Below are 15,917 nucleotides of genomic sequence, written 5' to 3' on the forward strand. Positions count from 1 at the left end.
TTTACGGTCGTCAATAACGGCTATTGGCATCCATTTTGAATGATTTTTTTGTTTTTTAAGTCGTCAATCTTTTTTGGTTATTCCTCTATTAGACTACAGTATCGATTCGACTACATGATGAACGTTCAACGAATTGATGTGAAATGATAATGCGTTTGGTGGGCTCTGTACTATTTTCAATTTTTTCAATTAAGCTCCTTGATGCTTCCGTTCCAAGTTTTAGAATATTAATATCCATTGAAGTTAGAGGCGGCTTTGACATTTCAGAGAGCAGGATATTATTGAAGCTAACAACAGAGATATCTTCTGGAACCTTGATTCCTAATTCATCCAACTTATTAAGAACACCTAGCGCCATGAAATCATCAACAACCAATAGCGCAGTAGGCCGCTGTTTAAGTGCCATTAACTCACTAACTGCCTCTTGGCCCCCTTCTCTTAAAAATTCCTCATGTTTGATATATTCCTTTTTAATAGGGAGGTTTGCATCCTCTAAAGCCTGTTTATAGCCGGATAACCGATCGACAGTAACCATTAGTTCAGGTCTTCCGCCAACAAAAGCAATTTGCCGGTGCCCAAGATGAATCAAATACTCTGTCGCTTCCTTCATAGCACGAACATTATCATTATCAACGTGAGTGATTTCCTCGGGATATTTAGCAGGTTTTCCAATCACAACAAAAGGGAAATTGATTTCTCTTAAGTACTCGATGACCTTATCTTCCACTTTGGAATTTAAAAGAATCATCCCATCTACTCGTTTTCCTTGAACCATTTGAATAACTGCTTCAAAAATTTCGTGGTCCATACTTCCTGTAGTCATTTGCAAGGCATATTTTTTTTCGTGTACTCCTTCACTTATTCCCTGAAGGACTGTTGGAAAGAAAGGATTTTGAAACACCACATCCCCAGAACTTGGCATGACAAGCCCAATCGTTTGTGTTGCTTTACTAGACAGACTTCTAGCATTCAAGTTAGGATGGTACCCAAGTTCCTCCATCACCTTTTTTACTTTTCGTTTCGTTGCCTCACTAATCCTTGGATTATTTGCAATTACTCTTGATACCGTAGAAGGTGCTACATTCGCAAGCTTTGCCACCTCTTTTATCGTAACCGTCATTTTTTCCATCCTTCTTCATAGGAATTTTCATCTCATTTTATCATAACAGAAATAGTACTTTGGAATCATTATTATTGTATAAGCGTTATAGGTTTGTAACGATCTCAATAATTGGAATTATCTTTCAGAAAAATCAAACTCTTAATCTAACTTTCTATTGAATTAATTACAAAAAAATAGTATTATTTGATTGTGAAAACGGTTGCACATTATCTCCTTAAATAGCAATATCCTCCTGTACCCATCATAGGAGGATATTTATATCATTTTTTGCGCAAACGATTTCACAAAAATAAAAAACATAGGGGAAAGGGGCTTTTCTATGAAAAAAAAGCAGCGAACACTGCTGTCGCTTATCACCATTACTGGTTTAATTCTTCAACTGCTAACAGGTTTCTCAAGCGGAACAGTAAAGGCAGCGGAAACGGCATCTAAACAGGTAGTACTTGTTGGTAACCTGCAAACAGCTCTAGGAAATTCAGGTGACTGGGATCCATCATCTACCGTAACCAAAATGGCTGATCAAGGGAATGGATTATATACCTTTACTGGTACATTACCAGAGGGTACATATGAGTACAAAATCGCCCTCGGCGGAAGTTGGGATGAAAATTATGGGGAAGGTGGAGCTCCGGGGGGGAATAACATCAAATTAACTCTAAACGAACAAAAAAATGTTACCTTCTACTACAATGATAACACACACTCCATTGCCGACAGCACTCACTACACTCCATTAACCGGGGACAGGCAGCCTCGCATTGCTGGAAACATCCAGCCCGCCATCCAGGCAGGTTCAGAATGGAGCCCTGCAGAATCAACCGCCTTGCTGACAGATGATCATTTTAATAATGTCTACTCTTTCACTGCAAAAGTGCCTAGAGGAAATTATGAATTCAAGATTGTTCTCGGCAAGGACTGGACAGAATCATACCCTGCTTCAAATGTAAAACTAAATGTCCAAGCTGATACGACGATCACATTTTTTTATAACCACGAAACAAATGAAGTATATACAGATTATAAGCCAAGCGGATCGGATGGTCTAATTGATAAGTCTTCTCTATATCATGATTCATGGGACAAAGTCTATCGAACACCATTCGGAGCCATTCCTGCTGATCAACCAGTCACATTGCGTGTATCCGCTAAGAAAGGTGACCTGACAAGAGCCAGACTATATGTTAAAAACTATAATACTGGAACCTCAAATGTTATTACCATGAAAAATTCTGGCTGGACTAATACAAATGACAAAGGTGCTCTTGAATACTGGGAAGCTACCTTCATCCCAAAAGACAAAGGGATTTATGGATATAAATTCATTGTTGGAGATCAAGATGCAACAGCTGAGTACGGAGAAGACACACAGGAAGGTCACACCGGAAAAGCGGAAGATAAAAATGCTGGACTTTTCCAATTGACGGTTTACGACCCTGCTTACAAAACACCGGATTGGATGAAAGAAGCCGTTGTTTATCAAATCTTTCCAGATCGTTTTTATAACGGAAATAAAGCAAACGACCATGTAAAAGATCAGATTGGAGCACGTGGAAGCCAGCCAATCGAACATCCCGACTCTTGGTCCTCTTTGCCTGATAATCCATATGAACAAGGCACTAGTAACTATAAAGGGGATGGAGAATTCACTAACGACTTTTTTGGCGGTGACATAGCCGGTATTAAAGAAAAGTTAGATTATCTTCAGTCGTTAGGGGTTAATACACTCTATTTAAACCCTATTGCCCTTGCACCATCCAACCATAAATATGATGCAACTGATTATAAACAGGTCGATCCAATGTTTGGATCACAGAAAGAATTCGAGGATTTTGCAAAGGAATTATCCAAACGTAATATGCACCTTATCTTAGACGGAGTCTTTAACCATGTTTCCGACGATTCCATCTATTTCGACCGCTATCACAAGTATAATACCGTAGGAGCATATGAATATTGGTCTCGTATCTATGACTTAATGAATCAAGAAAAATTAACTGAAACAGCCGCCAAAGAAAAGGCTAAGAAGGAATTTATTGCCGAAGGTCAAACTTTTAGTCCGTACGGCTTTGAAAACTGGTTCGATATTAAAAATGAAAAAGTAGACAATGAAAAAGTCAACGGTGTTTCGACAGGTCAGCATTATAAGTATGATGATTGGTGGGGCTATGATAGTCTGCCAGTGTTTAAATCCGTAGACGGTACAAAAGTTAACCACCCAAGCGAGCTTAACAACACTCAGTTCGCCAATTATATTTTTTATAATAAGGATTCTGTAGCAAAAACTTGGATTGATCAAGGTTCATCTGGCTGGAGGCTTGATGTTGCGAATGAAGTGGACAGTTCCTTCTGGCAGGAATTCCGAAAGCAACTGAAATCGAAAACGATGATTGGAGCCGGAAAGACACTTCAAAAAGATGAAGAGCCCCTAATCCTAGGTGAGATATGGGATGACGCATCTAAGTATTTCTTAGGGGATCAATATGACTCAGTCATGAACTATCGTTTCCGCGGAGCCATCTTGGATTACTTAAAGAATGGCAATGCAACTAATGCAGAGAACACCCTCCTCGCCGTACAAGAGGACTATCCAAAGGAAGCCTTTTATGCCCTTATGAACCTAATGGGATCCCACGACACAGCTCGGGCAATTTTCTTATTAGGCAATGGAACGGATACGTATTACAGAGCAGAACAAGACCCGAATTACAATTATAACGAAGGTGTCAAGCGATTGAAGTTAGCTTCTATTCTTCAAATGGGTTATCCAGGAGCACCGACCATCTATTATGGAGATGAAGCAGGTCAAACAGGATCCAAGGACCCAGATGATCGCCGAACCTATCCATGGGGCAATGAAGATAAATCCCTGATTGCCCATTATCAGAAAATCGGTCAAATTCGCAAAGATAATGCAGAGCTTTTTGCTTATGGGGATCTACACCACATTTATGCGAAGGGTGACGTATTGGCTTATGTGAGGACAAAAGGGACAAAATCCGGCCTTGTCATTATCAATAGAGGGAAAAACTCACAAACAGTTGAAATCGATACAAAAGAGCTGTTAGCGAATGGTCTTCGTTTTGTGGACCAATTAGATAAAAAATATGAAGCTACAACAAAGGATGGAAAGATGACATTAACAGTTCCGGCTGAATCGGGGCGAATGTTAGTAACGGTTAATGTAGTTAAAAAACCAGCATCCGTAAAAGGTATAACCGGCACTGCAGGCTCTAAAAAGGTTACGTTAAGCTGGACTGGAACTGGGGCCAAATACAATGTTTATCAAACTACTATTTCTGGCGGCTTATGGACTAAAGTCAAAGAAACAACGGAGACAAATGTAACCATTTCCGATATAGATAATGGCCGTACCTACTATTTTGCCGTTGCAGCTGTAGATGAAAATGGTAATGAATCAGTACTTGCTGCCACAACCGGCTTAGTACCACATTACGATGTGACAAAGGCAAGCATTAATGATCTGACTGGATTAGAGAACGGAGAACTGAATCTGGCGCAAGCCTCGAATGTAAATGCAGCTTTTTATTTGTCTGGTGCAACAGAGACTGGCGCTGCAGAGGGAGTCACAGCTGAGCTTCAAGTAAGACAGAAAGGCCAAACGAATTGGCAATCCTCTCCTGCCCTATATATTGGCCAATCACAAGACGGACAAGCAAATGAGTTTCAAGGAAGCTTTACCGCCTATGAAGCTGGCACTTATGAATACCGAATGGCCTTTACACCTGATATTGGGACGACCTGGGTTTATTCGGCAACTGGAGAAGTCACCTATACTCATAGTACATCTGACACGACCCCGCCTGCTAAAGGAGTTATATTGGATACACCAGTTAAAGAGTCTGGCCAGGTTAACTTATCTTGGAAACTTACGGAACCAGATCAACCATTTAATACAGTTATCTACCGTGACGACCAAGTTCTTACAACATTAAATGGGGATGTTACCTCTTTCAGAGATTATCAGGTTGCAAATGGCACTGCGTATAAGTACCAGATTCGCATCTTTGACCAGGCAGGAAACTATGTGAATTCAAACTCAGTAAGTGTAACACCAGAAATTGTTATGGTCCAAGTCACCTTTAAAGTGCATGCACCGGATTATACCCCATTATCCGCTCAAGTGAATATACCTGGCAGTTTGAATGGCTGGAACACGGGTGCATGGTCCATGAGCCGTAATGGTGCTGTTACGCCTGATTGGGAGTATACAATGGAAATAGAAGAAGGAACGGAACTTACCTATAAATATGTAAAAAATAATTCTTGGGAACAGGAAGGTTTAGCCGACCATACGCCAAACGACCCAACGGATGATGATATTAGCAACTATGGCTATGGTGCACCGGGAACAGACATGAAGGTGGTTGTTACTAACCAAGGGAACAACAAAATGGTTGTTCAGGATACCATCCTGCGCTGGATTGATATGCCATTAGTCGTCAATCAAATCAGTGTTAGTGGTTCAACGATGACCGTGACGGGTAATGCCATTAAAGGTGCAGACTTCACCATTAACGGTGAAAAAGTAGCAGTGGGCAATGATATGAATTTTACACATTCATTTACACTGCAAGCTGGTCAAACTTCTGTACCAGTGCACATTGAACCTTCTACCGAAACTAAATCATCGATTTTTAAAGGTGATGGAGGATCGATTAATAAGAACACGAAGAACTATTCGATTGATGTCGCAACAAAAACAATAACCGAAATTAAAAATTAGGATGCGATGCAAAAGGTCTGCCGATTCCGGCAGACCTTTTGTCTTGTATATAATTAGTAAAAGATGAGGCCTTTTTACTCTAGTCCTTCTGTTGATTAAATAGTAATCTTACAAATAGACTAGAATAAGGATTGGATTATTTACCCAAAATAAATTATCCATACTTAATAGGACAGTTACTTTTCAAATTACATAAAGCGGAAGAAGGAATTTTATGACTGAAAATTTGGTGATGGTTAACATAGGGTTGTTAATGATTCGACTGGTTATTGGGCTAACTTTTTTTGGACACGGGGCTCAAAAGTTATTTGGCTGGTTCGGTGGTCCGGGTATAGCGGGCATGGGAAATTGGCTTGAGACACTTGGGCTGGAAAAAGGAGCAAAGGTTTGGGCAACACTGGCAGGACTTTTTGAATTAATAGGCGGACTGCTTTTCGCTGCAGGCTTTCTTACATGGATTGGTGCCATAATGATCGTTATTGTGATGATTGATGCAATTTTTACCGTTCATTGCAAAAATGGATACTGGATGACCAACGGCGGATTTGAATATAATCTCGTTTTAATTGCTGTTGCAATTGGCGTCGCTTTAATTGGCCCAGGTGACTATGTTTTGTTGTTCCACTCAAAAAGCTGACTTTTTGTCAGCTTTTTTGCTTTTCCAACTACTATTTCTCAGGTCAATAATTGGTTAGTAAATCCGCTCGCCCTCTTATTCAAATGACTGTAAAGAACGCCTTCACGCAGCCCTTTTCCACTTGAAATAAACTTAGTAGCACTTGTGAAAAGACAAAGAATCTCAAAAACCTCAATTGCCAGCAGAATCGTATCGGCACGATCCTTTGAGAGCCCCTCAGTATTTTGTAATTCTGTAAAGGATAAAGATTTTAGCTTTTCTTTGATCCCATTTATCTCTGGTATTTTTATCTCATATTTGTGAATGCCTGCTGGCGGCAAATGATGAATTCTTTGATGAAGTTGGGCAAGATTTCGTGCACTCCCCCCCATCGCAATAATCGGAATTTGTTTATCTATAATCCATGGAATTTTTTCAATATGGGAACCTATAAACTGACGAATTTGAACTAATTCTTGGTCAGTTGGAATTTCTCCTTTTATAAACTGAAGCTTTAAAGATAAGGCGCCAAAAGGCAGGCTAGCATGATGGAGTAATTTACGATTATTGAAATAGGTAAGTTCTGTACTTCCTCCACCCAAATCAATTGTAATACCTTCTAGTATATCTATAGAATTGACAACTGCCAAATAACCGTAATAGGCTTCCTCATATTCCCCCAAGACATGGACGACTAAACCGGTTTTTTCTTGAATTAATTGTAAAATATCCTCTTTATTCTTGGCTTGCCTAATGGTCGCGGTTGCCACACATATGGGTTCTGACACTTCATAAAAGCCTATCATTGTTTGGAAATTCAGAAGGGTTTCTATTAGTAAACTTATACCTTCTTGATCCAGCGATTGTTCATCATTCAAATAGGATCGTAACCGAGTTGTCTTTTTTATATTTTCAATTTTCTTAAATTGTTTTCCATTTTTTCTTTTTTTATAAATAACAAGTCTTATTGTATTGGAACCAATGTCAATAATAGCAACTTTTTCTTTCAATACGACTATCAACCTCTCCAAAAAGTTTATTTTATTTAATCGTACAATTAATTATGTAAAGATCTCTAGTGTGATTTTGTAAATTTTTTGTAATTTTTCCAAAAGGTGGTTTTAATTAAACTTCCATATTTAATTAACAGAATTTTTACAATTCTTAACAACAGCTTAAGAAGAATTAGCTTAATTATCCAGTAAGATATAGAGACATTAAATTAAAATTATTTCCCCCCCGGTTTTGATTGAGTTTTTTAAATGGAGATTTCAGGTTAAGGAGTGATAGAGTGGATACTTTTTCGCATGTGGTTATTAGCTTAGGCCTAGGTGCTCTAGCTCAAATGGATCCGACAGTCTCAGCAAATGAGACCTTATCCCAAGTTGTCATTTTTGGTACAGTCATTGGTTCCAACGCACCTGACTTTGATTTTCTATATCGTTTGAAGGGAAAGGGAAGCTATATTCGAAATCACAGGGGCCTGTCACATTCATTACCTGCTCTTCCATTATGGGGTATTCTGATTTCTGGACTTCTCTATCCAATCGTCGCCACAGCGTTTTTTCATCTATTTATATGGACTTTATTAGCCGTGGTTCTACATGTATTTTTTGATTTATTTAATGTACATGGTACGCAAATACTGCGCCCCTTTTCTCGAACCTGGGTTGCCTTTGATGCTATTCCCTTATTAGATCCTTACATTCTATTTCTCCATTTTTTAGGATTCGGTTTAATATTATTCTATCAAGCAGGCATAACCTTTCTTATCATTTATTTCATCCTATTTTTCTACCTTACCATTCGTACAATTTCTGCAATATTAACGAAAAGACACCTGCAGGATCATTTTATTAACGCAGAACGGATAAAATTAATCCCACGTTTAAAGCTGTTTAAATGGGATGTTCTTATAGAGACTGAAGAAGATTTCCTATTTGGTATTTATTCTGTAGGTAGTTTAACTATTGAACATACCCTTTCCAAAAAAATCAATTACCCGGCATTGGTCTCAAATAGTAGATTTGATCAAGAAGTTTCCGATTTTCTTGCTGCAACTAATTATGCTTATCCATTTGTTGAGGTCAGGAAAAAAGGATATTTCGTATATTGGAAGGATCTTCGTTTTCGCACAAAAAGATTTTTCCCTGCACTTGCCATTCAGTTTATTTCCACTGATTTTAAGAAAAAAAACAGCTATATTGGCAGGGTTAATTCTTTAAAACAATATAAGAAAGTGGTAAGGAATCTAACAAACAGCTCATCTTCTTTCAACTAAAAGTTTTCAAATAGTAAGTAACCTTAATTTTTTACACTTTTCCTGCTCTTTCCTTTAAAGTTTTTAAAACAAACTTTATATCAATCACATTATTTTTAGACATTTTCAAATAACAAAAGGCCGATGGAATTAGAAAGATTTGCAGAATAGATAAAGTATAAATATAACTATAAGGTTCATTAAATCTAGTGGATAAAATGCCAAGCAAAATACCAACAGCAGCGTTTCCAATGGTTCTACCCAAACTATTGAAAAGGTTAGCGATACTAAAGGTAATCCCTCTATGTTCAGGAAGATTTACATCAGTTAAGAGTGCCATCCAATTAGGTGAATTGGCTGATTGGGCAGCTGAAGCAAAAAGGGATAAAACAAACAAAAGTGTAATCCAAGGATTAATGAAAATTTGCCTTAAAATGCTGACTAAAATTGTGATTTCATTATTCTGATCATTCGGTAATGATAGGTTTGACATTGGTATAAAAAATAACGCGATATAACAAGGCATGGTAATACAGACAAAGAATGCAGTGAAATATGCTCGACCTCTAAAGGTTTTTCTTTGAAATTTATCTCCCAGATGCCCGAAATAAAATGATGCTATGCCGCCAATCTGGAAAATTGCGTAAAGATAGCCTGAGACAATCACAGCTGTTCCCATACTGTAGCCTTGCTGCATTATTTTAAATGTATATAGGGTAGGGATCCAAATAAGGCTTCCCGTCGCAATGTTCATTAAAAATGTCTGCATAAACAAATATACATTGCTTCCTTTTAAGATAAGAAATTTTATATGCCTGGTTTCCAACCTGTAGTCATAATGAGTATTTTTTAACAATTCTTTCGGCGTTGATTCTATTGGACCTTTGATTGGCTCTTGAATAAAAAGAAAACAAATGATGACAAACAAGCCAAAAAAACCTACTATTTCAAAAGGCCATCTCCAGCTATAGTTTGCAATAGTTAAAGAGGCCAAAATAGATCCAGCTATTCCGCCAAAACCTTGGGCCATACCCCAAAAACTTAAAATTAAACCGCGTTTTTGATTAGGAATAAAATCAGTTAATATCCTTAAACCAATTGATGTTATACAGCCTAAACCAAATCCGGTTATTACTTGAAAGAACATGATTTGAAAATAACTGCTGCTGAATGAGGTCAAGAATATCGATACGGACCAAATTAGTGTTCCTGCAATCATCATCCTTTTTTGTGGATACTTCCCTGATAGGTATCCCCAATAAATGGAGGAAAGGGACGTAACCAAAATATTGGCAGCCGAAACAAAACCCAAACTCGCTATATTTACATTTAAATCCTTTGCTATGTATTGAATAAGCGGCGGAAACAAACCAATGATAATATGTTCAAAGGCAGCAAGTATGATGATTACAGCAATAGTAAAATTGATTCTCCATTTTGAACTTTTCATAGTTAATATTGCCCCTTTGAAATGTTTGATTTCACCTACAATCTTATCTAAGTTTTCTAATTCTTATATTCATTTTTTTAAATCTTAATATGAAATTTACAAATTATATATTCTTAAAAAGGGCTGATTTTATGAAAAAGACTTTATTAATCATTTCTTCCGACCACACAGGGCATGGACACAAAAGTATTACCGAATCTCTTTGTGAGAGTGTCAAAACTCAAAATGAAGTAAAAATACATGTAGTAGATGGATTTCTGCTTGGGAAACATCTTTTGTTAAAAATAGGAAAGTCCTATGGCCCCATAACAAGAAATTCAGAAAATCTATGGAAGTTGATTTGGAAACTCTCAGCTTTGAAACCATCGTTAGTAGACAATTTTATTGAAAAACTTATAAAGGATAATTTTTTAAAAACAATTGCCGAAATTAAACCAGATATCATTTTATCCGTTCACCCTAATTTTAATGGTTCCATCCTGAATATTTTAGAAAAGCAAAATATAACGATCCCTTTCATCACTCTAATTGCCGATCTTGTAAACATTTATCCCCTTTGGGCAGATAGTAGGGCAAATTACATAATTAGCCCAACTTTTGAAGCTCAAAATAAGTGTATTGAATTTGGGATTCCAGATGAGAAAATAAAGGTTTCAGGATTTCCAGTCCGATCTCGATTTTTTCTGAAGAACTATAATCAACGAAAATTCTATAAAGAAGAACGATCTTTAAATTGCTTGATCATGAGCGGTGGTGAAGGTGTAGGAAATATGAAGAAAATAGCTGATAACCTGCTTAATCATTTTGATTGTACAGTAAAAATTGTTGCTGGGAAAAATGAAAAACTTAAAACAAATCTGGAAAGATCCCTTAAAACACAATATGGTGATAGAGTTGAGATTTATGGTTACACTCAAAATATCCAAGATCTAATGCTATCATCTGATATCGCTTTTACTAGAGGCAGCCCAAATGTCATGTTTGAGGCAATAGCTTCCAATACACCGTTAATCATTACGGGTGCATTACCAGGTCAGGAAGAGGATAATCCAGCCTTTGCTGAAAATTTCAATTTGGGAGTGGTATGTAAAAACCCTAAAGAAATTAAGGATACAGTGTCCAAATTACTGGAAAATGATGGAGAAAAGCTAAATGAAATCAAAAACTGTCAGAGGAATTTTATAAATGCAAATGCTGCCGAAGACATACTAAAATTTATACTAAAAGTTGGAGAAACTTCCAATGAAGAAGCAAAAGTAAAACTTTCTTAGCTTCCATTTTTCCACAAATAAAAATAAGCTGACTTAAATTGGAGTTGATTATCAACCTATTTGAATCAGCTTTTCTTATTTCCTTTACACATAAATAGGTTAAAATTGATAGATAGTATGCTTCAATATATTTTTAAAAACAAGCTCCGGTCTTTCCTCCGTAATTAAATGTCCTGTTTTTTCATAGGTAATTAATTGGGCAGCCGGTAGATCTCGAACTAATTTATGGCCAACCTCTACAGGAACTACTCGATCTTCCTCTCCCCATATTAATAATGTTGGTACTAATATATTCTGGAGTTGGTGGGATAATAAATCACCCTCACGATGACGCAGTAATCGAATTAAAGCTTTATAGAATCCTTTTTCGGTTAGCGGTTTACCGAATTCATGAATTAATTCATCATTGATCAACTCTTGATTAAAAAAGACGTTTCTCAGGTGATCTTGAACATCTTTTCTTCCAATATAATAATGAATAAACTTTTCAAAGAATGGTAAATAAGAGATCCAGATAAGAGGTTTTTTTGCAGGCTTTAAGTACCCTGAACTACATAACAAAATTAAACTGTTAATCTTTTCAGGGGCGAGGATTGCCATATTTAGAGCAATTTGTCCCCCCATTGAATGAGCCACTATATAGGTGTTAGCAAGCCCAAACTTGTTGATACATTCAATCATCAACTTCGCATAGTTCTGAAAGCTATAAACAAAAGAAGTTGACTTCTCACTTTTTCCAAAACCCGGAAGGTCCACGGCAAGTATGGAAAACTTCTTTTGTAATAAAGGTATGATACGGCGAAACGTATAGGTAGAAGATGCAAAACCGTGGATCAGAAGAATTGGAGGCTTATCATTCAATATGTATTCACAGTACAAGTTGATATTAGCAACTTGTATGTATGATTGTTTCAAACCATTGTCACTCAATGTGTTCCACTCCTCAAGAAATTATCCTATAGTTTTTATTATTATTTATCAATTAAGACTCGAGGATGCAGAAAAAAGTTTTGAATTACGTGAGATAAGAAATTTTTTGTTTGATGAATGGTTTGAAACCTTTACTATTTCGCCATAATGGATTATGTGTAGAATCAACCTTTCTACGTGGAATAGTTCTCCTAAAAATAATATTTTTTAGAGGTGATTGTATGACCTTACAGCGCACGTTTATCATGGTAAAGCCAGATGGGGTTAAACGAGGATTAATCGGAGAAATTATCAAACGCTTTGACCAAAAGGGTTTTACCTTATTAAATGCAGAGCTTATGACAGTTGACCGCTCTAAAGCCGAATATCATTATATGGAACATCAAAATAAGCCATTTTTCGGTGAATTAGTCGATTTTATTACATCCGCTCCTGTTTTTGCAATGGTTTGGGAAGGGGAAAATATTATAGAAGTTTCTCGCCTCATGATTGGAAAGACAAGTCCATTAGAAGCACTGCCAGGTACCATACGTGGAGACTTTGCCTTTACAAAAGAAGAGAATGTCATTCATGGCTCAGATTCTCTCTTAAGTGCAGAACGGGAAATTGAAAATTTCTTTGGCCTATTGAAAAAACGTATTTCAAAAGATGACTTTCCTTTTGAAGATCGAAAATCTGTCTAAAAACGCAAAGGACACTTCCACTTTCGGAAGTGTCCTTTTTCCATTATTTAGAGGCTACACTGCCTTGAAAAACTTGCTTTAATGCATTAGCGGCCTGCTCAATTGCCTTTTTACCTTGATCTAGCGCTCCCGGCATCCAGAAATAACCATGAATCATGCCGTCATATCGTGTAGCCTCCACTTGAACCCCAGCGTCCTTCAGCCTTTCTGCATAGGCTTCTCCTTCATCACGAAGCGGGTCAAACTCCCCTGTTAAAACCAAGGCGGGAGGAAGTCCACTAAGATCATTCGCCTGCAGCGGAGAAGCATAAGGATTTTTGCCATCCTCTTCATTCCTTAAATAATGATTCCAAAACCAGATCATGCTATCCTTTGTTAGTAAGTAACCATCAGCGTTTTCAGTATAGGACTCCGTTGCATAGGAATGGTTGGTAACCGGATAGATCAGCATTTGGTAAGCCAGTGAAATTTCTTTCTTGTCTCTTGCCATTTGCGCTACAACTGCGGCTAGGTTACCGCCTGCACTGTCGCCGCCGACAGCAATTCGATTAGGATCAATCTGAATGGAGGCAGCATTTTCAACCACCCACTTGGCTGCTGCATACGAATCTTCCGCTGCTGCTGGAAATTTATGCTCCGGTGCCAAACGATAGTCTACTGATATGACAACACAGTTTGCACGATTAGCCAGCATTCGGCAAGGAACCTCCACTGTATCCAGATTGCCGATAACCCAGCCCCCGCCATGATAATAAACCAAGGCAGGAAAAGACCCTTCTCCATCTGGTGTATAAATACGAACAGGGATTTCTCCATCAGGGCCAGGAATCTTTCTGTCCTCTACCTTCCCGACTTCTTCAGGCACTCCCGCCAAGGCACTAAAATCAGTTGTCAGCCTTGCTTCTTCAGGTGTTAGTGTGTGCATTGCCGGAGCTCCCAGTGCCTCCATTTGTTCCAATAGAAATTTTGCTTGCGGATCTAGTGCCATAAGTACGTTTCCTCCTTAAATTTTTTTAAGATAGGCTGTGTTAAAACTTGTATGTTAATCTCCGCTCCAATCAACATAGTTACTAAATTAACAATGACCTTTAACACAGCCTTAAGAAAAATTAGCAATTAGCTTGCCGATATTAGTTCACAACACTTTCTTCAGAAGCCTTTAAGATGAAACCTTCGTAGCCTTTTTCAGCGACTTCATCACAAATTTGACGGTACGGTCCAACTCCACCGAGATAAATTTGGAATCCGCGGGATTTCCCTTCAATATTCGCGCCCATATACCAGGAATCTGTCTTCACATAAAGAGTGGGTTCAGCTACCTCTCGGCAATGCTTGGTCCATGCATTTTCAGCCTCCTCATTTACTTCAATGATCCCTTTATTGTTATCGCGCATATAGATGATGCAATCAGAAACCCATTCAACATGCTGTTCGATCGAAACCATCATATTACTAAGTACGGAAGGACTTTCAGGGCCCGTAAGCATGAACATATTAGGGAAGCCTGCTGTTCCGATACCAAGGTAAGTCCTTGTTTGAGACCCTCCGTCCCATTTTTCCTTAAGAGAAACACCATCTCTTCCTCGAATATCCATTTTAAAGAGTGGACCTGTCATGGCATCAAAACCCGTTGCAAACACAATCATGTCTAGTTCATATTCAGCATCAGCCGTCTTCACTACAGTAGATGTAATCTCCTCGATTGGTGCTTTTTTGACATCTACAAGTGTTACATTCTCACGGTTATACGTCTCGAAATAATCGGTATCTATGATTGGACGTTTGGTTCCGTAGTAAAAGCTTGGCAAGAGTTTCTCTGCTACTTCTTGGTCTTTTACCACTTCGCGTATTTTAGAACGGATAAATTCCGCAACTGTTTCGTTTGCTTCAGGTGTTAAACTTAAATCATTATAAGAATAGGAAATCGTAAGAAGTCCACCTTTTTCCCAAGCCGCTTCAAAAGTCCGGCGCCGTTCTTCAGCTGTATCGTCCAGTGCTGAACGGTCCCGGGGCACCGCTGGTATACCTGTAAGCGAGGAGCGCATTTGATTCCGGATTTCGCTGTAATTTTCTCGAATTTGTCTAGTATATTCCGGGTCATTTAATTGATTTCTAGCTGGGGTACTATATTGAGGAGTGCGTTGAAAAACAGTAAGATGTTCTGCTTCCTTAGCAATTACTGGGATAGACTGAATGCCGCTCGAACCGGTGCCGATGACTCCAACCCGTTTGCCTTTGAATTCAACCTTTTCATGAGGCCAGCGTCCAGTATGATACCACTCACCCTTAAAATTCTCCAACCCTTTAAATTTGGGTACGTTGGAAGCAGATAGACATCCTACTGCCGTAATAAAATAACGAGCCGATACCTTCTGGCCGTTATTCAATTGAATGTCCCATCTATTCTTCTCTTCATCAAATTGAGCAGAATTTACACGCGTCTTAAATTGGATATCCCTGCGCAAATCAAACTTATCAGCAACAAAATTAATGTAGCTTAAGATTTCCGGCTGCTCGGCATATTTAGAGGACCAAGTCCATTCTTTGAGGAGTTCATCAGAGAAAGTGTAATTGTAATAGATGCTTTCAACATCGCAGCGAGCTCCAGGGTAGCGATTCCAATACCATGTCCCTCCGACATTGTCTCCTGCCTCAAATACACAGGTTGAAAAGCCAGCCTCGCGAAGACGATATAGCATATACAATCCGGAAAATCCAGCCCCGACAATCACAGCATCCAGTTCATTGAAAGAATTCGATTTTTGAGTTAATGCCATTTTTCTCTACCTCCTCATTTTATTATCCTTAAATGATTACATCTGAGTATAGGTATTTCAGCA

At 38.2% G+C, this 15,917-nt stretch carries 11 protein-coding genes; 5 read left to right on the plus strand and 6 right to left on the minus strand.

The window, feature by feature from the left end; genetic code table 11:
• Window positions 1-88: 88 nt before the first annotated feature.
• Window positions 89-1,120: a LacI family DNA-binding transcriptional regulator gene (locus tag CVD27_RS19280; protein WP_101649535.1), complete on the minus strand. Its 1,032-nt coding sequence runs from the start codon at window positions 1,118-1,120 to the stop codon at window positions 89-91.
• Window positions 1,121-1,442: 322 nt separating this feature from the next.
• On the opposite strand from CVD27_RS19280, the gene CVD27_RS19285 reads away from it, so the two are divergent.
• Both CVD27_RS19285 and CVD27_RS19290 read left to right on the plus strand, forming a co-directional pair.
• The gene (locus tag CVD27_RS19285) at window positions 1,443-5,867 is read left to right on the plus strand and encodes a pullulanase X25 domain-containing protein (protein ID WP_101649536.1); all 4,425 of its coding nucleotides are present in this window, start codon (window positions 1,443-1,445) and stop codon (window positions 5,865-5,867) included.
• 232 nt (window positions 5,868-6,099) lie between these two features.
• Window positions 6,100-6,504 (plus strand): DoxX family protein, encoded by a 405-nt coding sequence (locus CVD27_RS19290; protein WP_101649597.1) that lies wholly within the window; start codon window positions 6,100-6,102, stop codon window positions 6,502-6,504.
• A gap of 38 nt (window positions 6,505-6,542) precedes the next feature.
• On the opposite strand, the gene CVD27_RS19295 is transcribed toward CVD27_RS19290, so the two are convergent.
• Entirely contained in the window at window positions 6,543-7,493 is a 951-nt protein-coding gene (locus tag CVD27_RS19295; RefSeq protein WP_180960357.1) for a Ppx/GppA family phosphatase, read from the minus strand.
• 281 nt (window positions 7,494-7,774) lie between these two features.
• Here CVD27_RS19295 and CVD27_RS19300 point away from each other — a divergent pair, with 281 nt between their 5' ends.
• A complete protein-coding gene (locus tag CVD27_RS19300) occupies window positions 7,775-8,764 on the plus strand; it encodes a metal-dependent hydrolase (RefSeq protein ID WP_180960358.1) in 990 nt (329 codons plus the stop codon).
• A 31-nt stretch (window positions 8,765-8,795) separates the two neighbouring features.
• On the opposite strand, the gene CVD27_RS19305 is transcribed toward CVD27_RS19300, so the two are convergent.
• Entirely contained in the window at window positions 8,796-10,193 is a 1,398-nt protein-coding gene (locus CVD27_RS19305) for an MFS transporter (RefSeq protein WP_180960359.1), read from the minus strand.
• 131 nt (window positions 10,194-10,324) lie between these two features.
• Here CVD27_RS19305 and CVD27_RS19310 point away from each other — a divergent pair, with 131 nt between their 5' ends.
• Window positions 10,325-11,464: an MGDG synthase family glycosyltransferase gene (locus CVD27_RS19310; RefSeq protein ID WP_101649539.1), complete on the plus strand. Its 1,140-nt coding sequence runs from the start codon at window positions 10,325-10,327 to the stop codon at window positions 11,462-11,464.
• A 99-nt stretch (window positions 11,465-11,563) separates the two neighbouring features.
• Here the strand turns inward: CVD27_RS19310 and CVD27_RS19315 are convergent, their stop codons facing one another.
• On the minus strand, window positions 11,564-12,394 hold the full coding sequence (locus tag CVD27_RS19315; RefSeq protein WP_101649540.1) for an alpha/beta fold hydrolase: 831 nt from the start codon (window positions 12,392-12,394) through the stop codon (window positions 11,564-11,566).
• Between the two features lie 221 nt (window positions 12,395-12,615).
• Here CVD27_RS19315 and ndk point away from each other — a divergent pair, with 221 nt between their 5' ends.
• The gene (gene ndk / locus CVD27_RS19320; RefSeq protein WP_101649541.1) at window positions 12,616-13,077 is read left to right on the plus strand and encodes a nucleoside-diphosphate kinase; all 462 of its coding nucleotides are present in this window, start codon (window positions 12,616-12,618) and stop codon (window positions 13,075-13,077) included.
• Window positions 13,078-13,120: 43 nt separating this feature from the next.
• Here the strand turns inward: ndk and CVD27_RS19325 are convergent, their stop codons facing one another.
• Window positions 13,121-14,065 (minus strand): alpha/beta hydrolase, encoded by a 945-nt coding sequence (locus tag CVD27_RS19325; protein ID WP_180960360.1) that lies wholly within the window; start codon window positions 14,063-14,065, stop codon window positions 13,121-13,123.
• A gap of 142 nt (window positions 14,066-14,207) precedes the next feature.
• Window positions 14,208-15,854, minus strand: a complete 1,647-nt coding sequence (locus CVD27_RS19330) for a flavin-containing monooxygenase (RefSeq protein ID WP_101649542.1) — start codon at window positions 15,852-15,854, stop codon at window positions 14,208-14,210.
• Between the last annotated feature and the right edge of the window lie 63 nt (window positions 15,855-15,917).

This window comes from Neobacillus cucumis (assembly GCF_002860255.1).
GTDB lineage: Bacteria > Bacillota > Bacilli > Bacillales > Cytobacillaceae > Neobacillus > Neobacillus cucumis_A.